Raw genomic sequence first — 20,931 nt, forward strand, 5'->3', positions numbered from 1 at the left:
CTGCGAAAAGGAAATCCGAACCCGATGCCGAAGAAGCACGTCGCCTCCTGGTACGACGACGAGGTCTCTGCCGTCTACGATCTCGCGCGCGAGTTCTTCGATCGCGAGGTCATGGGCAAGGCCGAGAAGTGGGATTCGCAGCGTCGTATCGATCGTGAGGTGTGGCTCGAGGCCGGCAAACTCGGTCTGCTGTGCTGCTCGATCCCCGAGGAATACGGGGGTGGCGGCGGTACCTTCGCGCACGACCTCGCGGTGTTCGACGCGCAGGGCTACTCCGGCGATCTCGCGTTCGGCAACTCCGTGCACAGCGGCATCGTCGCGCACTACATCCTCGAATACGGCAACGAGGAGCAGAAGAAGACGTGGCTGCCGGGCATGGCCACCGGCGAGATCCTCGGTGCCATCGGCATGACCGAACCCGGCGCGGGTTCGGACCTCAAAGCGATCAAGACCACCGCGGTGCGCGACGGCGACCACTACGTCGTCAACGGCTCGAAGACCTTCATCACCAACGGTTCTTCGGCCGACGTCATCGTCCTCGCCGTCAAAACCGACCCGAAGGCAGGCGCCAAGGGTGTGTCGCTGCTCATCGTGGATCTCCGTGACGCCCCGGGCTTCTCGGTGGGCCGTGTGCTCGACAAGGTCGGCCAGCACGCCGCCGACACCTCCGAGCTGTCGTTCGTCGACGTGCGCGTGCCCGTGACGAACCTGCTCGGCGAATCCGAAGGTCTCGGCTTCGGTCAGCTCATGGCACAGCTCGTGCAGGAACGTCTGATCATCGGCGCGCAGGCCGCCGGTGCGATGGACCGGGCCGTCGAGGAGACCGTCCGCTACACCAAGGCGCGACAGGCGTTCGGGCACAGCCTGTTCGAGTTCCAGAACACGGCCTTCGAACTCGCCGAGTGCCAAACCATCGCCCGCACCTGCCGCATCTTCCTCGACCACTGCATCGAGCAGCACCTGAAGGGCCAACTCGATCCGTCCGATGCCGCGATGGTCAAGTACTGGCTGACCGACAAGCAGTGCGAGGTCATCGACCGGTGCGTGCAGTTGCACGGCGGCTACGGCTACATGCGCGAATACCTCATCGCGCGGATGTACGAGGACGCGCGCGTCCAGCGGATCTACGCCGGCGCGAACGAGGTCATGAAGCAGATCATCGCGCGGGCGCTGTAACCGCCGAGTCGTATCCGGATGCGGGACGTCTCAGCGTGCTGTGGCGGTCAAGAACTCTTCGATCGCCGCCGTGAGCTTCTCGGGCTGGTCTTCGGCCAGCAGGGTGTAGCTGTCGTCGATTTCGACCAGCCGCGCGTCGGGGAAGGCCTCGGCGAGGCGTCGCCCGTGATCGCGCGGCATCATGCGGTCCTCGGTGGCCCACACGACCAGCACCGGCCCGGAGAATTGCGCCGCTTTCGCAGCGATCTCGAGCAGCTGTTGCTTGGGCGGGGCCGAGAGTGCGTACTTGGCCAGATCACGCCGGATGTTCCGGTCGACGGTGGCCGGGCGGAACCAGGCGTCCATGACGGGGCCGGGTACCGGACGTTTGCTCATCCATCCCCAGGTGCCGGGGCCACGCCGGCCGAACTTCGTGCCGAGCACCGCCATGAGCAGGCGTACCCCACCCGGAAGCTTGACCAGCGGCAGGAGTCGTTTCACCGGGCCGGGAGGGTAGTTGTCGAATGCCTCGCACGCGGCGAGCACGAGTCGCGAGACCCGTTCGGGATTCGACACGGCGAAGAAGGCCTGGGCGCCGCCCCAATCGTTCTGGATCAGCGTGACGTCACGCAGGTCGAGAGCGTCGAGGAACTCCCCGATGAGATGGCCCATGCCGACGAGGGTGAGGTCTGCCTCCGGGCGCATCGGTATGCGGTGCGAGCCGAGAGGCCAGGTCGGCGCGATGCAGCGGTAGGTGCCGCGGAGTTGTTCCACGACGTTTCGCCACGCGGTTCCGTCCATCAGTAGACCGTGGATGAACACGAGAACCGGTCCGTCGCCACCGGTGTCCTCGTACTCGATCGTTCCTGCCGAAAGCTCGATGTCGAACACGCGATCCCCCTTCGCGTCGAGTCGTCGAGATACTTCCACAGTTCGACGCCGATCACCGGGATTTCACTGATTCCCTCAGAGGGGCTTGGTCCAGTCCAGCGTGTAGCGGTAGTAGAAGCGTCGATGGATACGGCTTCCGGGCAGCACCATCGCGGCCGCGCGACGGATATCGGCGAGTGACTCGCGGGGTTGTTCGGTCGTCATGCCGGGGTAGCCGGATTCGTGGTGGATGGTGCTCGCTACGCGAACGGGAAGAACAAGGGCCCCGGCGACGAGCCGATCGATCACGGTCTTGTTGGCAGACAGCCCCACGATGCGCAGGCTCCCTTCCGGGGCCAGAAGTTCTCGCATGCGTTCGAGCGCGATGATCAGCGGCATGTGATGGAGGGTGGCGACGCACGTGATCAGGTCGAAGCGCCGATCATCGAGTTCCGACGAGGTGAGGACATCTCCCTCGACGACGTGCGCGTCGGGGGTGTCGGCAAGGCGTGCGCGCGCTCGGGCGACAGCCGAGTGATCCGAATCGATGCCGGTGACCGATGCAGCTGCCGTGGCGAGTTTCCGAAGGAGAAGTCCGTCGCCGCAGCCGATATCGAGGACGCTGCTGTCACGGTGCGGAACCGCTGCGAGCAACTCCGAGTGGAAGGCCGTGTTGTGATTCCAATACTCGGTCACGATGCTCCTTTCTCGTCGTCGGGAACGTGTCAGGGTGCATGAGATCGGGTCCGCGGAATCGCCGACGGTATCGAGCGTGAACTCGACGCATCGGGCTGGGGCACCTGCCACATCGTCGGGAACTCCCTCCGTGGACAGGTCGGGTTCGAACTCGAACGCTATGGCCGTGCACGTTCGCCGGCTGCTGTCAGTCCGAGTCGCGGTCGGAAACGTTTCTCATGGAGGGAGTTCCGTATCGGCTTGTCGTTCATTGCGCAGTTTCCGTTGGCGGCAGCGGCGCGGGTGCTCGGTGAGCGGGCCTGGGCACGGCTCCAACGACCGATCCTCCGGAACGCGAGCCGGCGACTCGACGCCGTACCACCCGAGGATGCTGCGAATGTCGTCCGCGCAGTGTCCCACTGCCCGATCTACCTCACGAGGCTGCTCGCCGGCCTTCGCGACGGGCCGTTGACGGACCTTCACCGGGTGAAGGCACCTACCACGGCCGGCTCGTGGTGAGATACTTCGCCATCTCCTGACTCTGCGCGCGGTGCATGCGGCGGTGCTCCGCCCGCTCGTCACCGGACTCGTTCAGCTTGCGTTCCTCGTCGGATTCGGGCAGCACCGGTGGGACCTGCATGGTTCGACCGCCGTCGTCGACGGCGACGAAGGTGAGGAAGGCGGTGGCGGCGATGCGCCGCTCCCCGCTGCGCAGATCTTCGGCGGTGACCTTGACGAAGACCTCCATCGAGCTACGTCCGGTCCACGTCACGAACGACTCGAGGCACACCGAATCGGACGGACGGACGGGTTCGAGGAAGGCCACGGAATCGGTCGACGCCGTCACAACCGAGGCACGACTGTGACGGGTCGCCGAGATCGACGCGGTCATGTCGATGTCGCTCATCAGCTTCCCGCCGAACAACGTGTTGTGGTCGTTGACGTCGTTGGGAAACACCCTGCTGGTCTTGACGACTCGCGATTCTCGGCAAGGTTTGGCCTGCACGCCGATGGTCCTTTCGTAGATCGTGCTCACGGCGGGATCTACGCCGGATGCACCTCTACAAGCCTACGACTGCTGCGCGGAAATCGGCGCAGGCCTGGTGTGATACTCGACAATTCTGGTCAGCATGGCGGTGAGCTGTGCGCGTTCGGCCGCGTCGAGGGGAGCGAACGCCTCGTCCTGCGCCGCGGTGAGCATCCGGTCGAGATCGAACAGTCGCCGGCGCCCGCGCTGGGGGAGGGTGATGATGTTGCGTCGCCGATCGGTCGGGTCGGGTGCTCGTTCGACGAAACGCCGGTCGACGAGTGCGTCGACGGCGGCGGCGACGTCGCTGCGATCGAGTCCGCAGCGACGGGCGAGGTCGATCTGACTGGACGGACCGTGTACCTCGAGGGCGGCCAGGATCCGGTAGTGGTGACCTCGGGCATCGGCGGAATCGAGGCGGTCGAACACGACGCGATGCACGTGTCGCGCCGCCAGGGTCATCAGATAGCTCGGGAGGTGTCCGAGCCGATCGGGGCCGGCCGCGTCGTGGGTGGCGGACATGTGACCGAGTCTACGATTACGGGCCCTGTGGATCGAGACCCCGTCACCGCCGACGGTGGTCGGTGACGGGGGTGCGAGGGCCGTGTTTCGGAACCTGCGCGTACCCACCGGACTCCACGATCAGTCGAACCGCCCGATAGCGTTGCGGGCGCAGGGGTTCGAGGTACTCGATCATGCCGGGATCGTCGAGGGGCTTACCGAGCAGCGCCCATCCGACGACCTTCGCGAGGTGGTAGTCGCCGACGGAGAGCGCATCGGTGTCGCCGAACGCGCGCTGGGCGACCTCCGCGGCCGTCCACACGCCCACCCCCGGCACGACCCGCAACTTCCGTCGGGCGTCGGCGGCCGGTTCATGCACGAGGCGCTCGAGGGAGTCGGCGACCTGCGCGCACCGCACCACAGTGCGTGCGCGGCCGGGGTCGACGTTCGCCCGATGGAACTCCCAGGACGGCACGGTCCGCCAGGTCGCCGCGGAGGGCGGCACGCGCATGCCCTCCGGGGCCGGACCGGGCGCCGGATCGCCGAACCACGTGACGAGACGACGCCAGGACGCGAACGCCGCCACCCCGTGCACCCGCTGTTCCAGGATGGCCGGCACCAGGGATTCGAGCACCCGGCCCGTGCGGGTGATGCGCAGGGCAGGCATGCGTCGGTGCGCCTCGACGAGCAGGGGATGCTCGGGTACGAAGCCGGACGGGTCGTCGTCGGCGCCGAGCAGCGCCGGAAGCCGATCGACCAACTCGGATGCGCCCGGACCCCACGCCAGACACCGCGCGCCGTGCGGACCGTCCTGGGTGAGTCGGTACGTCACGGCACCGGTGTTCATCCGGGAGGTACGCCAGACGGCGCCGGCGACGACGCGATGACACGGATCCCACGGCCCGCGCTGCAGCGGGCGCAGGGTGCGCACCACGTCGACCGGCCACGGCACGCGCACGCGGGTGTCGAGGGGTGCTTCGTCCGCCACGCTCGCGATGCGACGGCCTCGCTCGTCGGACACGGTCACCGTCCTACCGTACTCTGTGCGCTGGAGCCGACTTTCGCGACTCTGTGCGCTGGAGCCGACTTTCGCGACTCTGTGCGCTCGAGCCGACTTTCGTGGTGTCGGAGGGTGCGGCTATGGTCGGGCGCATGATCATCGTGAGCACCGACGGATCCTGCCTTCGCAATCCCGGTGGCGCCATCGGGTGGGCGTGGGTCAATCACGAGGGGCCCAGCGCGTCGGGCGGTGAGCGTTCGGGCACGAATCAGATCGCCGAGCTCCGGGCGGTGCTCGAGGCACTGCGCGCGCATCCCGGCGCCGAGCCGATGATCATCGAATCCGATTCGCAGTACGCGATCAAGTGCGCCTCCGAATGGCTGCCCGGATGGAAGCGCAAGGGTTGGAAGACGGCCACCGGCGCGCCGGTGAAGAACCTCGAACTCGTGCGCGCCATCGACCGCGAGCTCACCGACCGCACCGGTCCGGTGCGGTTCCGCTGGGTGCGCGGCCACGTCGGCAACCACTTCAACGAGATGGCCGACACGCTCGCCGGCCAGGCCGCCCGCGAGATCGCGGCGCAGCCCGGACCGATCGAGGTGCCGAGCACGCCCGTGGTCGCGCACAAGCCGCCGAAGTGCGCCGACGACGCCGAATTGACCTTGTTCTGAGCGAAGTTCCGCTCAGCGCGCGTAGACCGCGGTGGGTTGCCCGTTGATCGCGTGGACGGTCACGGGGGTATCGAACACGTCGGTGAGGATCTCGTCCCGCATGATCTCGTCGGACGTGCCGCTGGTGACGATCAGGCCGTCGCGCAACGCGATGATGTGATCGGAGTACGCGGCGGCGATGTTCACGTCGTGGATGACGAGCACGATCGTCTTGCCCAGTTCGTCCGCTGCCCGCCGCAGCTGACGCATCATCAGCACGGCGTGCTTCATGTCGAGGTTGTTGAGCGGCTCGTCGAGCAGCACGTACTTGGTGTCCTGTGCCAGCACCATCGCCACGAAGGTGCGCTGCCGCTGACCGCCGGAGAGCTGGTCGAGGAAGCGGTCTGCGAGGTCGGTGAGGTTGAGGAATTCCATCGCCTCGTCGACGTGCCGCACGTCTTCCGCGGTGAGTCTGCCCTGGCAGTGCGGGAATCGACCGAAGCCGACCAGTTCGCGGACCGTCAGGCGCGCGGTGATGTGGTTCTCCTGCCGCAGGATCGACAGATGCTTGGCCAGCTCCCGGGTCTTCGTGGAATGCACGTCGAGTCCGCCCACGGTGACGGTGCCGCTGGTGGGTTGCAGCAGTCGGCCGATGATCGTCATGAGCGTCGACTTGCCGGCACCGTTCGGTCCGATCAGGGAGGTGATGCCGCCCTCGCGGATCGTGCCGGAGACGGGTCCGAGGACCCGCTTGTCCTGGTACGACATCGAGACGTCGTGGAACTCGATCACAGCGTTCCCTTTCTCAGGAGCATGAACAGGAACAGGATGCCGCCGACGAACTCGATGATCACCGTCAGGAACCCGCCCGCGTAGAAGATGTGCTGCATGAAGAACTGGCCGAAGGCGAGGGTGATCACGCCGAGCAGGAACGCCATGGGCATGACGTACTGGTGCTTGTACGAACCGGCGATCTGGTAGGCGAGGGTGGCGACGAGGAAGCCGAAGAAGGTCATGGGCCCGGCCAATGCGGTCGCGAACGCCACGAGCAGCGCGATGAGGACGAGCATCAGCGTCAACTCGCGCTTGTAGGCGACACCGATGTTGGTTGCGGTGTCGCGGCCGAGCAGCAGCGCATCGAGACGGTGGCGACGGCGCCACAGGATCACCCCCACGACGATGCAGATGCCGAATGCGAGGGGCAGATAGTCGCCGGGTACGGACGACAGGCGACCCATCAGCTCGACCGAGAGCATGTCGTACTCGGTGGGGGAGAGCACCCGCTGGATGAACGTCGAGAGACTGTCGAACGCCATTCCGAGTACGACGCCGACGAGCAGCATCAGGAACAGGCTGCCGAAACGGCCGGAGAACAACCAGCGATAGAGCAGCGTCGCCAGTGCCACCATGAGCCCGGTCTGGAGGACGAGCTTCGGGATGCCTTCGGAGGTCGCGATCGCGGTGGCTCCGAAGAAGAAGACCGTCAGCGTCTGCATCAGCGTGTACAGGGAATCGAACCCGATGATGGACGGCGTGAGGATGCGGTTGTCGGTGACCGTGTGGAACACGACGGTCCCCATGCCGTGCGCGAACGCCGCGACCACCATGGCTCCCAGGACGGTGAGCCGGCGAGGGAAGGTGAAGTCGAACGAGCCGCGGATGAACAGGAACAGATAGCAGGCGACCGCTACGGCGGCGATCGCGGCGACGATGGCCAGGCGCACTCCCGGCGACAGGCGACGGCGCTCACCCTTGCCGGTCGGGACGGCCCGGGCGCGTACGGAATCAAGCACTGACATGACGACGCTGCCTCAGAACGAGAGTGATGAAGACGACGGCGCCGACGACGCCGAGGACGACGGACGCGGGAATCTCCATGGGGGCGACGATCGTGCGGCCGACGAGATCGCACGCGAGAAGTAGTCCGGCGCCGATGACGGCGACCCAGGGCAGGTTCTTGTGCATGTCGTCGCCGAGCATCATCGACACGAGATTCGGGACGATCAGGCCGAGGAACGGGATGAAGCCCACCACCACGGTAGTGACGCCGGTGGCGATCGCGACGAGCATGACGCCGAGGAAGACGACCTGCTCGTACTTCAGCCCCACGTTGGTGGCGAGGTCTCTACCGAGACCGGCGATGGTGAACCGGTCGGCGAGGAGATAGGCGAGGACGGCGACGGCGAGCACCGCCCACAGCGGTTCGTAGAAGCCGCGAACCACGCTGCTGAAGCCACCCGAACGCCACGCCGACATCGACTGCAGCAGGTCGAAGTTGCCGGCGAGGAAAGTGGTGATCGAGCCGACCACGGCACCGAGCATGATGCCGACGAGCGGCACGATGATCGACGACTTCAGCGCGATCCGGCGCAGGACGACGATGAACACCATCGTTCCCGCGAACGCGAAGATCACCGAGATCACCATCTTGACCATCGGCGACGCGTCGGGAACGACGATCAATGTGGCCAGCAGGCCGAGACCGGCCCACTGCGCGGTGCCCGCGGTGGTCGGTTCGACGAACTTGTTCTGGGTGATCAACTGCATGATCACGCCCGAGATGCTCATCGCGACGGCCGCGAAGATCAGGGCGAGGGTTCGCGGCACGCGGGAGATGAAGAACATCTCGCGGGCCGCCGGGTCGTGGATCAGCGATTCGAGGGTGATGTCGTAGCCGCCGACCATCAGGGACGCCACGGTCAGTGCCAGAACGACCACCGAGATCACCGGCAGCAGCACTTTGTTCTTCGTCATGGGGGCTCGGATCCGGAGAAGGTGCGCTCACACACGCAGCCTGCCCCGGCCCGTGATTCGGGTCGGGGCAGGCTGCTGTGGAGCGTCGAACAACAGGGACTTACTGTGCCGACTGGTTCGCAGCTTCGAACGCGTCGGTGATCTGCTGGAACGCTTCGGTGTAGGACTCGATGCCCTCACGCTTGTAGAAGTCGCCGTCCAGGTAGATGATCTGGTCCTTCGTGGCGAAGGTGGTGTTGGCGAACGCTTCCTGCGCGTCGATCACCGCGGCGGCCGGCTGCGGGGCTTCCTCGCCCGGCACGGCGGTGGCGGAGTCGCGGTCCAGGACGATCATCCAGTCGGGGTTCGCCTGCGCGATGGTCTCGGGAGCGAGACCGGAATCGCCGTGGACATCACCGGCGTCGCCGGCGAAGACGTCCTTCAGGTTCACGCCCTCGAGGAGGCGACCGATACGGCCTGCACCGTTGTCGATCTTGCCGCCCGCGACGACCGCGAGGAAGACGCTCTCACCGTTCGTGGCGTCCTGGGCAGCTTCGGTGGCAGCCTCGAGCTCGGCGACGATCTCCTCGGCCTCGGCTTCCTTCTCGAAGATCTGCCCGAGCGCGAGGGCCTGATCCTTCAGTCCCTGGATGTAGCCGCCCTCGGAATCGTCCAGCGCGGAGACGTCGACGACCGGCGCGATCTTCGACAGTTCTCCGGTGAACTCGGTGAAGCGCGAACCACCGATGATCAGATCCGGCTCGGCCTCGCTGACCAGTTCGAGCTTCGGCTCGCGGTGCGTGCCGACATCGAGGATGGAGTCGTCCTCACGCCACTCGTCGAAGCCCGTGTTGGGGAGGAGGGTCTTCGGCAGGGCGACGGGCGTGATGCCCCAATCGCGCAGCATCTCGAACGACTTGTTGTCGAGGGCCACCACACGCTCGGGGTCCGTAGGAACTTCCATCTCACCGTTGTTGGTCTCGATGGTGACGGTCGCGCCGTTCTCGGCGTCGGCGCTGTCGATACCGCTGTCACCGCAGGCGGTCAGGACGAGCGCCCCGGCGAGGGCCGGTGCGAGGAGCAGGCGCTTGAGATTCAGTTTCACGGGTGACTCCGAGGAAGGGGCGGACGGCGTGCTGACATGTGCCAAGACGCTCGCGGATCGGTAATTCAAGTTTCACATAGTATTGGTAAGGCAAACCTTTGTCCTGCTGGGGGTATGTGACAACGATCTCCCGGAGCGAATATCAACTACTCACGTCACCCCTGCTGAGGGTCGCCGGATAGGGTCGCGGCATGAACGAAGTCGAGTCGGTCGCACGCTTTCGGAGCACCCACGGTCTCGATCACCTGATCGACGTCCACACGCACTTCATGCCCCGCCAGGTCATGGACAAGGTCTGGGCGTACTTCGACTCCGCAGGCCCGCTCGTCGGACGGCCCTGGCCGATCACCTACCGGCACGACGAGGAGGAACGCGTCGCGCGTCTCCGCGACTTCGGGGTACGCCGGTTCACCGCCATGCTGTACCCGCACAAGCCGGAGATGGCGGCGTGGCTCAACTCGTGGGCGGCTGACTTCGCGGCCCGGACCCCCGACTGTCTCCACACCGCCACCTTCTACCCGGAGGCCGAGGCGAAGGAGTACGTCGCGTCGGCGATCGAGGCGGGCGCGCGCGTGTTCAAATCCCACATCCAGGTCGGCGGTTACTCGCCGCTCGATCCGCTCCTCGACGACGTGTGGGGCCTGCTCGAGGACTCGGGCGTGCCCATCGTCGTGCACTGCGGGTCGGGCCCGGCGCCCGGCACGTACACCGGTCCGGCTCCGATGCAGGAACTCATGCGCCGGTACCCGCAGCTGACGGTGATCGTCGCGCACATGGGTCTGCCCGAGTACCGCGAGTTCCTCGACCTCGCGGAACAGTACGAGCGGGTGTATCTCGACACGACGATGGCGTTCACCGATTTCGTCGAGGAGGACACACCCTTCCCGAGGGATCAGCTGCCGCGTCTCGACGCGCTGCGTCGGAAGATCCTGCTCGGCACGGATTTTCCGAACATTCCGTACGACTATCTGCACCAGCTCGAGGTGCTCGAGCGCGTCGCGCCCGACAGCGAGTGGATCCGCGCGGTGTGCCGCGACAACGCCACGTCGCTGTTCGGGCTCGGCGAGTGATCGACGGGTTCGCCGGTCAGACGGTGATCGAGCGTCGGACGATCTTGCCGGTCGCGTTGCGGGGGAGCAGATCCTGCGTGATCCGCCAGACGGTAGGGACCTTGTAGTAGGCCAGTCGCTCGGCGCAGAAGGCTCGCAACTCGTCCTCGGTGATCGTGCTGCCGGGTCGCAGCACGACGACGGCGGCGATCTCCTGTCCCAGATCCTCGTGGTCCACGCCGATCACGGCGCTCTCGACGACGCCGGGGTGCTCGTCGAGGCACTGTTCGATCTCCGTGGGATAGACGTTCTCGCCGCCACGCAGGATGAGATCGGACCGTCGGCCCGTGAGCCGCAGACGTCCGTTCTCGATCGCGCCGTAGTCGCCGGTACGCAACCATCCCTCCGGGGTGATGGCCGCGTCCGTTGCGGCCGGATCCTCCCAGTAGCCGAGCATTACGTAGGGACTGCGGACGCAGATCTCACCCTCGGTGCCGTCGGGCACCCGTTCGCCGAACGGATCGCGGATCTCCATGCTCACCGTGATGATGGGGGAGCCGAGGGTTCCGGGGAAGGCCTCGATTTCCGGGGCCGTCGCCATGGCGATCGCGGTGCTGCACTCGGTCAGCCCATAGCTGTCCACCAGAGCCTGTCGCGCGAAGGGGAACTTCGCCTGCAGGCGTTGCTTGAACTCGGGGGAGGACGGAGCAGAAGCCAGCGCGAACGCAGTGAGCGAGCCGAGGTCGTACTTGTCGGTGTTCTCGTGCTCGAGCATGCGCGAAGCCATCGTCGGCACCGCACCCCAGTTGGTCACCCTCTCGCGCTCGATGAGCGTGAAGACCTTGTCGACGTCGAACCCGCCTTCCGTCATGACAGCGGCGCTTCCCGTTGCGAGTCGCGGCACCGCAAGGTTGTGCAGGCTCGCGATGTGGAACAACGGTGAGGTCAGGAGATACCGGTTGTCGTTGGGCACCGAGTCGTCATAGGGGCGCTGCTGCATCGCGGCAACCAGCGCGTCGGAGTATCGGTGATAGTCGACGACGGCGAGCACGTTGCGGTGGGAGTGCAGTGCCCCCTTGGGACGCCCACTGGTACCGCTCGTGAACAGGATGACCGCGGGATCGTCCTCCTCCACGTCCGCCGACGGCAGTTCGGCGCCGGACGCCGCGGCCACGATCCGGGGCACGTCCTGCTCGGTGGTGAGCAGATCGAACCCGGAGACCCCCGCTCTCGCCAGCAACGCGGCGCGTTTGGCGTCGGCGACGATCACTTTGGGCCGCACCAGGTTCACGCCGTACGCGATCTCGGGCGGCGTCCACCAGGAGTTCAGGCCCACTGCAATTGCACCCAGGCACTGAGTGGCCCAGAAGGTGATGATCCATTCGGGAGAGTTGGCCGCGAGAAGCGCGACGCGGTCGCCCTTCTTCACGCCGTGCTCGTCGCGCAGGACGGTCGCCAGGGCGGCGACGGCGTCGGCGTGCGCGCTGAACGAGAGGCGGCGATCGGCCGTCACGAGGTAGTCGCGGTCGCCCCATTGCCGGGACGCGGCGACGAGGTCGCCGATGCGGCGGTCGCGGTTGCGCATGACCTGCATCCGGTTGCCGCGCACGTCCTCTTCGACGATTTCGAATCGGCCACCGGGGCCGGTGAGCTGGGAAACGACCATCTGCAACATCTGCTGCAGATCTGCTTGTGCTGTCAAGGATTCGCCTTTCTCGGTCCCGCACGGTTTCGTCGCGCAGCAGGGCGTACACAGGGGGATCGGAGAACTGTTTCGGGTGACGTAGTGCATCGAACCCTAGGCGCTGTGTTCACTGTCACAGATTTGTCCCGGTGAGTGAGAGTGGCCCAGGTCTCACTCTGTGGGGTGGCTACCTTCGCGACACCCGGCCTACCGTCCGGCGCCCCGGAATTGCGCTTCAGCCCAGACCGAGACCAAGGAGTCCATCGTCGTGAAACTCAGCGCTGCCTCGAAATCGATGGCGGGTCTGTTCGCCGTCGTAGTGGCGACGTCCGCTTGTGCGTCGGACCGCGGCGCCGACCCGTCGGCGGGCGCCCTCGCTCCGGCGGCAGCCGTCGCAGCGGCGGCCCCCACGGCCGAGGAATCGTTCGGAACCCTCGCGTCTCCGTGCGGGCCGGGGGATGCGGCAGGAAGCACCGACCAGGGAGTGTCGGATACCGAGATCCGCATCGGATACGGCGACGACCGGGGCTACTCGAAAAGTCCCGGACTCAACAAGGAGATCGGTGACGCCGTCTCCGCGATGATCGACTGGTGCAATGCCCAGGGTGGCATCAACGGTCGCACGATCGTCGGTACCCACTACGACGCTGCGATGACGCAGGCCAACGCCGTGATGCAGAACGCGTGTGCGAGCGAGTTCATGATGGTCGGTCACGGCTTCGCCATGGACCAGACGTCCGAGCAGACTCGGGTCGCGTGCAATCTCGCCGCTGTCCCCGCCTTCACCGTGTCCCCCGACGCGGCCAACGGCCCGATGACCTACCAGGGCGTCCCGTTCCCGGTCGACTACGCGAATGGCTCACAGTGGTTCCAGATCGCCGAGATGTACCCGGACCTGGTCGGCGAGTTCGACGTCATCGACAGCACGATGCCCACGATCATCTCGGCGAGCACCAAGATCCGGTCCATCGCCGAGGCCGCCGGCTTCACGCTGAAGAACTGCGGTGTCACGCTCAACTACGAGGGCGAGTCGAGTTACGCGCCCTTCGCCGAGAAGTTCAAGCAGTGCGGCGTCAAGGGCCTGTGGACGTCCCGTTCTCCGGTGCCGGCCGAGTTCAACTTCGTGAAGGCACTCGACCAGGCCGGCATCGACCCGATCCTGCTCGGTGAGGCCACCTGGTACGGCAACGCCGCCCAGGCGTGGAACGGGGAGAGCGGTCTGCTCGACAACCTCCACGCCGGCATGACCTTCCAGATGATCGAGAACGCTGATGCCGTACCGGCCGTGAAGAAGTACGTCGAGCTGGTCACCGAGCAGGACGGCAAGACCGCGCTGCTCGGCATGCAGGCCACCTCTTCGTTCCTGTTGTGGGCGACCGCTGCGGACGCCTGCGGATCGGACCTGTCCCGTCAGTGCGTCATCGACGAACTGTCCCGAATCGACGAGTGGGACGGAGGCGGGCTGCACGCCGTCACCGATCCCGGGAACAACATGCCGGCAACCTGCGGGCTCGTCGTGAGGCTCACCGGCGCCGAATACACCCAGGCGTTCCCCACGGAGGCCGGCACCTTCAAGTGCGACGACCGCTACCGCGTCGCAACCGATCCGAGCACGTGGGGCACCGAACTCGGACCCGACCGCGTCGCGACGAAATACCTGAACCCGAACATCATCAGACCGACCGTCTGATCCGAGCGCCCGGTGCCGGCGAAGCCTGACACGCACTCGCCGGCACCCCGACCAGAGGTACTCGTATGGACACCTTTCTGACCTTCACGATCGTGGGGTTGGTGCTCGGATCGGTTTACGCGATCGCTGCATCGGGCCTCGTTCTCACCTACAACACGTCCGGCATCTTCAACTTCGCGCACGGCGCACAGGCGATGCTCGGTGCGTTCGCCTACTGGCAACTGCGCTACGGCTGGGGGCTGCCCACACCCGTCGCGTTGCTTCTCGTCCTCGGCGTCCTCGGCCCGATGACGGGCCTGTTGCTCTACGTCGTGATCATGCGCGGCATGCGTGACACCGCCGAGGTCACCAAAATCGTCGTCACCGTGTCGATCCTGCTCGGCATGGTCTCGGTGTCGCACTGGTTCTGGCATCCGGAGACCGCACGCACCATGACGATGTTCTTCGGCGACCAGGCAAGGATCGACCTCTTCGGCGTCACCATTCGCTACCACGAATTGATCTGTCTCGCCGCCGCGGTGCTCATCGCCGTGGGACTGCGAATCATGTTCGTGCGCACCCGCGTCGGAGTGGCGATGCGAGGTGTGGTCGATGATCCCGATCTGCTGCGCCTGAACGGGCACGACCCCGACCGGCTCGCCGCGCTGTCCTGGATGATGGGTTCGACCCTCGCGGTGCTGGCAGGTGTCCTCGTGACACCGATCAACGGTGGCACCCTCGAAGCGAACATGCTGACCCTGCTCGTCATCGACGCGTTCGCGGCGGCGATGTTCGGCCGGCTGCGCAGCATTCCGCGCACCTTCGCCGGTGCGCTGTTCCTCGGCCTGGCAGCCACATACGTGCTCGCCTACTTCCCGACCGCGTGGACGTGGACGTCGAATCTGCGGGTGTCCCTGCCGATGATCGCGCTGTTCGTGGTTCTCGTCGTACTGCCGCAGGATCGGTTGCGCGGTGCCGTCACCCGTACCAGGGAGCGCTACCACGTGCCGTCGGTGCGCAAGGCGATCGCCTGGGCGGTCGCGCTCGTCGTCATCGTCTATGCCATCCGCCTGCTCATGGTGACGTCGGCGGTCACGACCCTCACGATCGGCATGGCCTTCGCGATCATCGCGTTGTCGCTGATCCTGCTGACCGGATACGCGGGCGAGATGAACCTCGCGCCGGTATCTTTCGGTGCCATCGCGACGATCGTGGCGTTCCACTTCGGTATCTCCGGGAGCGGACTGGCTGCCCACCTGAACCTGTGGGGCGTGGCGTTCGGCGTCGCCGTCACGGCCGTGATCGGCGGGCTCATTGCGCTTCCGGCCCTGCGGTTGCGCGGCCTCTATCTCGCCCTGGCCACGATGGCGTTCGGTGTGTTCCTGTCGAACATGGTGCTGCGCGACACCACCCAGCACGAGCTGTTCGGCATCAGGTTCTCGCTGTTCACCGACGGCAACATCGCGATCCCGCCGTTGAAGGTCGGCCCACTCGACCTGCGGAACGAGACGGCCTTCCTCATGACGGTGACGGTGATCTTCGCCGTTCTCGGCGTGGGCCTCATCGCCCTGCGCAACAGCGGCTACGGCCGCCGGCTCGCAGCGATGAAGGACAGCCCCGCCGCGGCGGCGATGCTCGGCCAGAGCCTGGTGCGTCTGAAGCTCGGAGTCTTCACCCTGTCGGCGGGCATCGCCGGACTGGGCGGGCTGTTCATGTCGAGTGCGATGGGCTCGGTGTCGAACGAAAGCTTCTCGATCATGGTGAGCTTGTCGCTGCTGATGCTCACCGTCGTGGCCGGTATCGGTTACGTCTCCGGTGCGCTGTTCGGTGGTCTGATGTCGGGTATCGGCTTCGCCGTCATCATGGTTTCGTTCTCCGATCTCGCTGCGGGACAGCCGGAACTGGCCGGAATGTGGACCTTCCTCGGTCACGTCGCCGCAGTGAGCCCCGCGCTCATCGGTATCGGCGTCGCGGCCAACCCGAGCGGCAGCGTCCACCAGATGGTGGAGGGCTACCGTCACCTGAAGAACGCGGAGCCCGTGTTGGTCGGGGGTGCCGCGGTGGTGCTCGTGTCCTACCTGCTCGCGCTCGTCGGCGCGCTCGACAACTGGTGGTTCGCGTCGATCACCATCGCGACGGTGTTCATGCTTCCGGTCGTGGGACAGTGGCTGATGCCCGAAGCTGTGCTCGGCGCAGAGGAAGCGCAACGTCGCGCGCCGCTGGTTCCCGAACGGATCGGAATCGACGAGCCCTACAACGAGCAGGCACGGGACGAGATCGACCGTGAACTCGGCATCGACGAACTTCTGGCCGCACGTGCCACCGGGTCGGAGAAGGAACTGATTCCTCATGGCTGAGACACCCATTCTGGAAACACGCGGAATCACAGTCCGATTCGGCGGACATGTCGCGGTCAAGGACGTGAGCCTCGGAATCGAACCGGGAACGGTGACGGGCCTGATCGGACCCAACGGGGCCGGGAAGACGACCCTGTTCAACACGATCACCGGCCTGCAACGGCCGACGGTAGGCAAGGTCTTCCTCGATGGTCGTGACATCACGTCGCTACCGCCCTACAAGCGGGCCCGCATGGGTATGGCCCGCACGTTCCAGCGTCTCGAGTTGTTCGTGTCGCTGTCCGTGCGCGACAACCTCCGAGTGGCCGGGGACATCCACAATGCCAACGGACGCAACAAGATCGATCTGGACGAGGAAGTCGACCGGCTCCTCGAGCTGACCGGCCTGGCCGATATCGCGAGCACCGACGTCTCGGACGTACCCACCGGCCGCGCCCGCGTCGTGGAGGTCGCCCGCGCGTTGATGACCTCGCCGCGGGTGCTGCTGCTCGACGAACCCGCCTCCGGGCAGACGGAACAGGAAACGGAGGCGTTCGCCGCCCTGCTCCGCGATCTGGCCGATTCGGGTCTCGCGATCTGCCTCGTCGAGCACGACATTCCGCTCGTGATGAAGATCTGCTCCCGGATTCACGTGCTCGACTACGGCGCGGTGCTGGCCAGTGGCGTCCCGGACGAGATCAAGAACGATCCGGCAGTGATCAACGCCTACATCGGCACCGAGGAGGAAGCGGTATGAGCGTCGAACCGTTGCTCGAACTGTCGGGTGTCCGGGCCGGATACGGTGCGATCGAGGTGCTGCACAGCGTGGATCTCATACTCGAACCGGGCGCGGTGGTCGCCCTGCTCGGGCCCAACGGCGGAGGTAAGACGACGACCCTGCGCGTGTGCTCGGGTATCCATCCGGTCTCGTCGGGTGAGTTCCGGCTGGCCGGCCGTGTCGTCAACGGTGTGTCCGCAGCGGAATTCGCACGTCTGGGGGTGTGCTCGATTCCCGAGGGACGCGGCATCTTCCCCAACCTCACCGTCCGCGAGAACCTGTGGATCGGAACCGGCACCGGTGTTCCTCTCGCAGACCTCGAAGAGGTGGCGTACACGCGATTCCCCGTTCTCGGTGAGCGCCGATCACAGCTGGCCGGTTCGATGTCCGGCGGCGAACAGCAGATGCTTGCGCTGTCGCGGGCGCTCGGTACCCATCCCACGGTGCTGTTGCTCGACGAACTGTCGATGGGTCTGGCACCGCGCATCGTCTCCCGGATCTACGACATCGTCGGCGAACTCGCCGCCGAGGGGGTGTCGATTCTCGTAGCCGAACAGTTCGCGCGAGCGGTGCTCCCGATCGCCACCAGTGCCGCGCTGATGTTGCAGGGCCGGGTGGTGCGCACGGGCGATCCGGCGGAGATCGAAGAAGAACTTTCCACCACCTATCTAGGAGGATGACCATGACCGCACTCGCCGACGAGCGACGTGAACAGTTCAAGAAGGACGTTGCAGCGCTGGGTCTCGACGCTCCCCGTCCGGATTCGGGAGGAAAGGCCCGCATCGTCGGCCTGGCCCTGATGGTGATCGGCGCCATCGCGATCTTCGTCGTCTACATTGCGTCGCTGACCCTCTCCGATACCCGTGACCTGCTGTCCTACCAGTTGCTCGCTCTCGGCTTCGTGGCTGTCACTCTGATCGGTGTGGCGGTCCATCTCGCCGCCGCGGTCACTCGTGTCCTGCGTCTGTGGCTGGTCAGGCAGTTGCTCGAGAGCAGCACGCAGGCCGAGCGGATCGCGCAGGCGCTCGCACGCAACGACTGAGCGCACATACGCCGAACGCGGCGACGGCCCACCCCGAGGGATGGGCCGTCGCCGTTGTCGATGTGCCGGAATCAGCTGCCGGCAGCCTCGAGACCGGTGGTGATGTCGGCAAGGATGTCGTCGATGTTCTCGATGCCCACGGCGAGTCGCACGAGACCCGGGGTGACACCCGCGGCGATCTGCTCCTCGCCGGTGAGCTGCGAGTGGGTGGTCGACGCGGGGTGGATGACCAGCGAACGGACGTCGCCGATGTTCGCGACGTGGCTGTGCAGGGTCAGCGCGTTGACGAAGCGCTTGCCGGCGTCGATGCCGCCGGAGAGCTCGAACACCACGATCGCACCGGCGCCGCGCGGGGTGAGCTGCTGGGCGCGGTCGTACCACGGCGAAGACTTCAGGCCGGCGTAGGCGACGGAGGTGACCTCCGGGCGTCCCTCGAGGAACTCGGCGACCTTCTGTGCGTTCTCCACGTGCCGCTCGATGCGCAGACTCAGCGTCTCGATGCCCTGCGAGATGAGGAAGGCGTTGAACGGGGAGACCGCCGCGCCCATGTCGCGCAGCAGTTGCACGCGCGCCTTGAGTGCGTAGGCCGGAGCGCCGAGGTCGGCGAAGACGACACCGTGGTAGCTCGGGTCGGGGGTCGTGAAACCGACGTGGCGGCCCTGCGTCCAGTCGAACGTGCCGCCGTCGACGATGACACCGGCGATGGCCGTGCCGTGGCCGCCGAGGTACTTGGTGGCCGAGTGCACGACGATGTCGGCACCGTGCTCGAGCGGGCGGAGCAGGTAGGGGGTCGCGACCGTGTTGTCGACGATCAGCGGTAGCCCGTTCTCGTGGGCGACACCCGAGATGCCGGGCAGGTCGAGGATGTGGTTCTTCGGGTTGGCGATCGTCTCGCCGAAGAACGCGCGGGTGTTGTCGCGGACGGCCTCGCGCCACTGGTCGAGGTTGTCGGGATCCTGGACGAAGGTGACCTCGATGCCGAGCTTGGGCAGCGTGTAGTGGAACAGGTTGTACGTGCCGCCGTAGAGATACGGGCTCGACACGATGTGATCGCCGGCCTGCGCCAGGTTGAGGATCGCGAAGGTCTCGGCGGCCTGTCCGGACGCGAGGAGGAGGGCGGCGACGCCACCTTCGAGGGCAGCGATGCGCTGCTCGACCGCGTCCTGCGTCGGGTTCATGATGCGGGTGTAGATGTTGCCCGGTTCGGCGAGACCGAACAGCGCCGCGGCGTGATCGGTGTTGTCGAAGGTGTAGCTGGTGGTCTGGTAGATGGGCAGGGCCCGGGCCTTCGTGTCGCCGCCGGCGGGCTGTCCCACGTGGATCTGCTTGGTCTCGAAGCTCCAGTTCGCGCTGGGATCGGTTGCTTCAGGGGTGGTGTCGCTCATGGCTCTGCTCCGGATTCGGGATGTGTTCTGATCGTCGACATGCTGACCTTCGGGCCCCGCTACACGACATCACCGTACGGCGGTGTGGAGAGGGCAGGAACGGGTGCGGCGGTCAGCGGGCCAGGCACCCGCTGATACACGAGAGTTGGGCACGACGGTGCGGCGACCGGCTCGCGCGCTCGTACGTCTTGCTCACGGTCCCGACAATAACCTGTCCGCACGATTCCGACCAGACTCATAGGAATTCGCTCTCGCCAGGAAACTGACTCCGGAGTACCTACAGTCTGTGTGTACCCCTTCCGGTGTGACCTCTGTTACTGCTAACGTTCTGGAACAGATTCCAGTTTCATGAGGCGCGCAGGGTCGTGGCCAGGACTTATGGAGGTGCAGTTGACCGCCGTCGACTCCGCGCTCGAGCCCGTCGGAACCTCGTCGAAACGAGAACTTCCACCATCGATGGTCGATCGGATGACCCTCATCCTGGAGGCCTTCGACAGCCGCGGCGCACTCACTCTCGAAGAGGTCACCTGTCGCTCCGGGTTGCCCCGTTCGACGGTGCACCGCATCCTCGATCACCTCGTGCGTCGCGACTGGATCGAGCACGCATCCTTCGGCTACTGCCTCGGCCCGCGTGCCCTCGGTCTCGGTGGCAGCGACACAGGCCACCGCCGCATCCGGGAGGCCGCTGCGCCGCATCTCCACGACCTGGCGATGCAGACCGGCGCCGTCGTCCACTTGACGGTCCTCGAGGGCAACGAGGTGCTCTACCTCGACAAGGTTGGTGGACAGTTCGCGTCGAGCGTGCCGTCACGGGTGGGCGGTCGGTTCCCCGCCTACGCCACCGCGGCCGGCAAGTCCATCCTCGCGTGGCTCGAGCCCGAACGCATCGACGCGCTGTACGGCAAGACTCTCGTGCCGTGCACCGAGCGCACCATCCGCGATCACGTCGCACTGCACCAGGAGCTCAACCGCATTCGCAAGCGTCGTGGCGTCGCGTTCGAACGTGAGGAAGCTGCGCGGGGCATCGGATGCGTGGGCGTCGCGCTCCGCGGCGTCGACGGCCCGGTCGCCGCCCTGTCGCTGGCGGCGGACGCGCGTTCGACTCGCCTGGAGTGGGTGGCGCCGATCGTCGCCGATACCGCTCGAAAGATCACGCGCACGCTGTTCCCGGAGCAGGAGCGCGACGACAGCCTGCGGGCCACCGAGAAGGTGGGCTGACGCCTTTCGGTTTTCGCCACGAAGGACTGTGCGCAGTTCTCGTCGGAAATCCCT

The 20,931-nt window shown here is 66.1% G+C and carries 20 protein-coding genes; 9 read left to right on the forward strand and 11 right to left on the reverse strand.

Going from position 1 to position 20,931, the window contains the following annotated elements; genetic code table 11:
* Nucleotides 1-24: 24 nt before the first annotated feature.
* Nucleotides 25-1,176: an acyl-CoA dehydrogenase family protein gene (locus AC6CID_RS15855; protein WP_006551018.1), complete on the forward strand. Its 1,152-nt coding sequence runs from the start codon at nucleotides 25-27 to the stop codon at nucleotides 1,174-1,176.
* 30 nt (nucleotides 1,177-1,206) lie between these two features.
* Here AC6CID_RS15855 and AC6CID_RS15860 read toward each other — a convergent pair whose 3' ends face one another.
* From AC6CID_RS15860 to AC6CID_RS15880, 5 genes are all read right to left on the reverse strand, one after another.
* Nucleotides 1,207-2,046 (reverse strand): alpha/beta fold hydrolase, encoded by an 840-nt coding sequence (locus tag AC6CID_RS15860; RefSeq protein ID WP_033098434.1) that lies wholly within the window; start codon nucleotides 2,044-2,046, stop codon nucleotides 1,207-1,209.
* Between the two features lie 75 nt (nucleotides 2,047-2,121).
* Nucleotides 2,122-2,721, reverse strand: coding sequence for a class I SAM-dependent methyltransferase (locus AC6CID_RS15865; RefSeq protein WP_498354191.1), 600 nt, complete (start codon nucleotides 2,719-2,721; stop codon nucleotides 2,122-2,124).
* Nucleotides 2,722-3,196: 475 nt separating this feature from the next.
* Nucleotides 3,197-3,706, reverse strand: coding sequence for an acyl-CoA thioesterase (locus AC6CID_RS15870; RefSeq protein ID WP_006551015.1), 510 nt, complete (start codon nucleotides 3,704-3,706; stop codon nucleotides 3,197-3,199).
* A 63-nt stretch (nucleotides 3,707-3,769) separates the two neighbouring features.
* The gene (locus AC6CID_RS15875) at nucleotides 3,770-4,249 is read right to left on the reverse strand and encodes a MarR family winged helix-turn-helix transcriptional regulator (protein ID WP_019290768.1); all 480 of its coding nucleotides are present in this window, start codon (nucleotides 4,247-4,249) and stop codon (nucleotides 3,770-3,772) included.
* 43 nt (nucleotides 4,250-4,292) lie between these two features.
* Entirely contained in the window at nucleotides 4,293-5,255 is a 963-nt protein-coding gene (locus tag AC6CID_RS15880; RefSeq protein ID WP_094979974.1) for a DNA-3-methyladenine glycosylase family protein, read from the reverse strand.
* Nucleotides 5,256-5,380: 125 nt separating this feature from the next.
* Here AC6CID_RS15880 and AC6CID_RS15885 point away from each other — a divergent pair, with 125 nt between their 5' ends.
* Nucleotides 5,381-5,899, forward strand: a complete 519-nt coding sequence (locus AC6CID_RS15885; protein WP_033098456.1) for a ribonuclease H family protein — start codon at nucleotides 5,381-5,383, stop codon at nucleotides 5,897-5,899.
* A gap of 12 nt (nucleotides 5,900-5,911) precedes the next feature.
* Here the strand turns inward: AC6CID_RS15885 and AC6CID_RS15890 are convergent, their stop codons facing one another.
* From AC6CID_RS15890 to AC6CID_RS15905, 4 genes are all read right to left on the reverse strand, one after another.
* Complete coding sequence (locus tag AC6CID_RS15890) at nucleotides 5,912-6,670, reverse strand: iron ABC transporter ATP-binding protein (protein WP_033098433.1); 759 nt, start codon at nucleotides 6,668-6,670, stop codon at nucleotides 5,912-5,914.
* Complete coding sequence (locus tag AC6CID_RS15895; RefSeq protein WP_228044714.1) at nucleotides 6,667-7,677, reverse strand: iron chelate uptake ABC transporter family permease subunit; 1,011 nt, start codon at nucleotides 7,675-7,677, stop codon at nucleotides 6,667-6,669. The genes AC6CID_RS15890 and AC6CID_RS15895 overlap by 4 nt, the downstream gene beginning before the upstream one ends.
* The gene (locus AC6CID_RS15900) at nucleotides 7,664-8,632 is read right to left on the reverse strand and encodes an ABC transporter permease (RefSeq protein ID WP_033098431.1); all 969 of its coding nucleotides are present in this window, start codon (nucleotides 8,630-8,632) and stop codon (nucleotides 7,664-7,666) included. Before AC6CID_RS15900 ends, AC6CID_RS15895 begins: the two co-directional genes overlap by 14 nt.
* 100 nt (nucleotides 8,633-8,732) lie before the next feature.
* Nucleotides 8,733-9,716 carry an ABC transporter substrate-binding protein gene (locus AC6CID_RS15905; protein WP_052227353.1) on the reverse strand — a complete coding sequence of 328 codons (984 nt, stop codon included), beginning with the start codon at nucleotides 9,714-9,716 and terminating at the stop codon, nucleotides 8,733-8,735.
* Nucleotides 9,717-9,907: 191 nt separating this feature from the next.
* Here AC6CID_RS15905 and AC6CID_RS15910 point away from each other — a divergent pair, with 191 nt between their 5' ends.
* Complete coding sequence (locus tag AC6CID_RS15910) at nucleotides 9,908-10,786, forward strand: amidohydrolase family protein (protein WP_094979977.1); 879 nt, start codon at nucleotides 9,908-9,910, stop codon at nucleotides 10,784-10,786.
* 16 nt (nucleotides 10,787-10,802) lie between these two features.
* Here the strand turns inward: AC6CID_RS15910 and casG are convergent, their stop codons facing one another.
* Nucleotides 10,803-12,440, reverse strand: a complete 1,638-nt coding sequence (gene casG, locus AC6CID_RS15915) for a steroid-24-oyl-CoA synthetase (protein ID WP_183079250.1) — start codon at nucleotides 12,438-12,440, stop codon at nucleotides 10,803-10,805.
* A gap of 304 nt (nucleotides 12,441-12,744) precedes the next feature.
* Between casG and AC6CID_RS15920 the strand changes: the two genes are divergently transcribed.
* From AC6CID_RS15920 to AC6CID_RS15940, 5 genes are all read left to right on the forward strand, one after another.
* Nucleotides 12,745-14,139 carry an ABC transporter substrate-binding protein gene (locus AC6CID_RS15920; RefSeq protein WP_498354200.1) on the forward strand — a complete coding sequence of 465 codons (1,395 nt, stop codon included), beginning with the start codon at nucleotides 12,745-12,747 and terminating at the stop codon, nucleotides 14,137-14,139.
* Between the two features lie 65 nt (nucleotides 14,140-14,204).
* Entirely contained in the window at nucleotides 14,205-16,475 is a 2,271-nt protein-coding gene (locus AC6CID_RS15925; RefSeq protein WP_217579443.1) for an ABC transporter permease, read from the forward strand.
* Nucleotides 16,468-17,211, forward strand: a complete 744-nt coding sequence (locus AC6CID_RS15930; protein WP_006551003.1) for an ABC transporter ATP-binding protein — start codon at nucleotides 16,468-16,470, stop codon at nucleotides 17,209-17,211. Before AC6CID_RS15925 ends, AC6CID_RS15930 begins: the two co-directional genes overlap by 8 nt.
* Complete coding sequence (locus tag AC6CID_RS15935; protein WP_006551002.1) at nucleotides 17,208-17,912, forward strand: ABC transporter ATP-binding protein; 705 nt, start codon at nucleotides 17,208-17,210, stop codon at nucleotides 17,910-17,912. Before AC6CID_RS15930 ends, AC6CID_RS15935 begins: the two co-directional genes overlap by 4 nt.
* The gene (locus AC6CID_RS15940) at nucleotides 17,909-18,274 is read left to right on the forward strand and encodes a hypothetical protein (protein ID WP_019290778.1); all 366 of its coding nucleotides are present in this window, start codon (nucleotides 17,909-17,911) and stop codon (nucleotides 18,272-18,274) included. Before AC6CID_RS15935 ends, AC6CID_RS15940 begins: the two co-directional genes overlap by 4 nt.
* A 71-nt stretch (nucleotides 18,275-18,345) precedes the next feature.
* On the opposite strand, the gene AC6CID_RS15945 is transcribed toward AC6CID_RS15940, so the two are convergent.
* Nucleotides 18,346-19,659: a bifunctional o-acetylhomoserine/o-acetylserine sulfhydrylase gene (locus AC6CID_RS15945; protein WP_006551000.1), complete on the reverse strand. Its 1,314-nt coding sequence runs from the start codon at nucleotides 19,657-19,659 to the stop codon at nucleotides 18,346-18,348.
* Nucleotides 19,660-20,037: 378 nt separating this feature from the next.
* Between AC6CID_RS15945 and AC6CID_RS15950 the strand changes: the two genes are divergently transcribed.
* The gene (locus AC6CID_RS15950; RefSeq protein ID WP_006550999.1) at nucleotides 20,038-20,877 is read left to right on the forward strand and encodes an IclR family transcriptional regulator; all 840 of its coding nucleotides are present in this window, start codon (nucleotides 20,038-20,040) and stop codon (nucleotides 20,875-20,877) included.
* The last annotated feature ends 54 nt before the right edge of the window (nucleotides 20,878-20,931 follow it).

The organism is Rhodococcus sp. GQ147 (assembly GCF_059759155.1).

What these genes read in the sequence shown, in the direction of transcription:
- casG (WP_183079250.1), bottom strand. Translation starts at nt 12,440, where the DNA reads ATGTTGCAGATGGTCGTTTCCCAGCTCACCGGCCCCGGTGGCCGATTC.
- AC6CID_RS15855 (WP_006551018.1), top strand. Translation starts at nt 25, where the DNA reads ATGCCGAAGAAGCACGTCGCCTCCTGGTACGACGACGAGGTCTCTGCC.
- AC6CID_RS15895 (WP_228044714.1), bottom strand. Translation starts at nt 7,677, where the DNA reads ATGTCAGTGCTTGATTCCGTACGCGCCCGGGCCGTCCCGACCGGCAAG.
- AC6CID_RS15950 (WP_006550999.1), top strand. Translation starts at nt 20,038, where the DNA reads ATGGAGGTGCAGTTGACCGCCGTCGACTCCGCGCTCGAGCCCGTCGGA.
- AC6CID_RS15910 (WP_094979977.1), top strand. Translation starts at nt 9,908, where the DNA reads ATGAACGAAGTCGAGTCGGTCGCACGCTTTCGGAGCACCCACGGTCTC.
- AC6CID_RS15900 (WP_033098431.1), bottom strand. Translation starts at nt 8,632, where the DNA reads ATGACGAAGAACAAAGTGCTGCTGCCGGTGATCTCGGTGGTCGTTCTG.
- AC6CID_RS15935 (WP_006551002.1), top strand. Translation starts at nt 17,208, where the DNA reads ATGAGCGTCGAACCGTTGCTCGAACTGTCGGGTGTCCGGGCCGGATAC.
- AC6CID_RS15930 (WP_006551003.1), top strand. Translation starts at nt 16,468, where the DNA reads ATGGCTGAGACACCCATTCTGGAAACACGCGGAATCACAGTCCGATTC.
- AC6CID_RS15945 (WP_006551000.1), bottom strand. Translation starts at nt 19,659, where the DNA reads ATGAGCGACACCACCCCTGAAGCAACCGATCCCAGCGCGAACTGGAGC.
- AC6CID_RS15940 (WP_019290778.1), top strand. Translation starts at nt 17,909, where the DNA reads ATGACCATGACCGCACTCGCCGACGAGCGACGTGAACAGTTCAAGAAG.
- AC6CID_RS15875 (WP_019290768.1), bottom strand. Translation starts at nt 4,249, where the DNA reads ATGTCCGCCACCCACGACGCGGCCGGCCCCGATCGGCTCGGACACCTC.
- AC6CID_RS15885 (WP_033098456.1), top strand. Translation starts at nt 5,381, where the DNA reads ATGATCATCGTGAGCACCGACGGATCCTGCCTTCGCAATCCCGGTGGC.
- AC6CID_RS15920 (WP_498354200.1), top strand. Translation starts at nt 12,745, where the DNA reads ATGGCGGGTCTGTTCGCCGTCGTAGTGGCGACGTCCGCTTGTGCGTCG.
- AC6CID_RS15925 (WP_217579443.1), top strand. Translation starts at nt 14,205, where the DNA reads ATGGACACCTTTCTGACCTTCACGATCGTGGGGTTGGTGCTCGGATCG.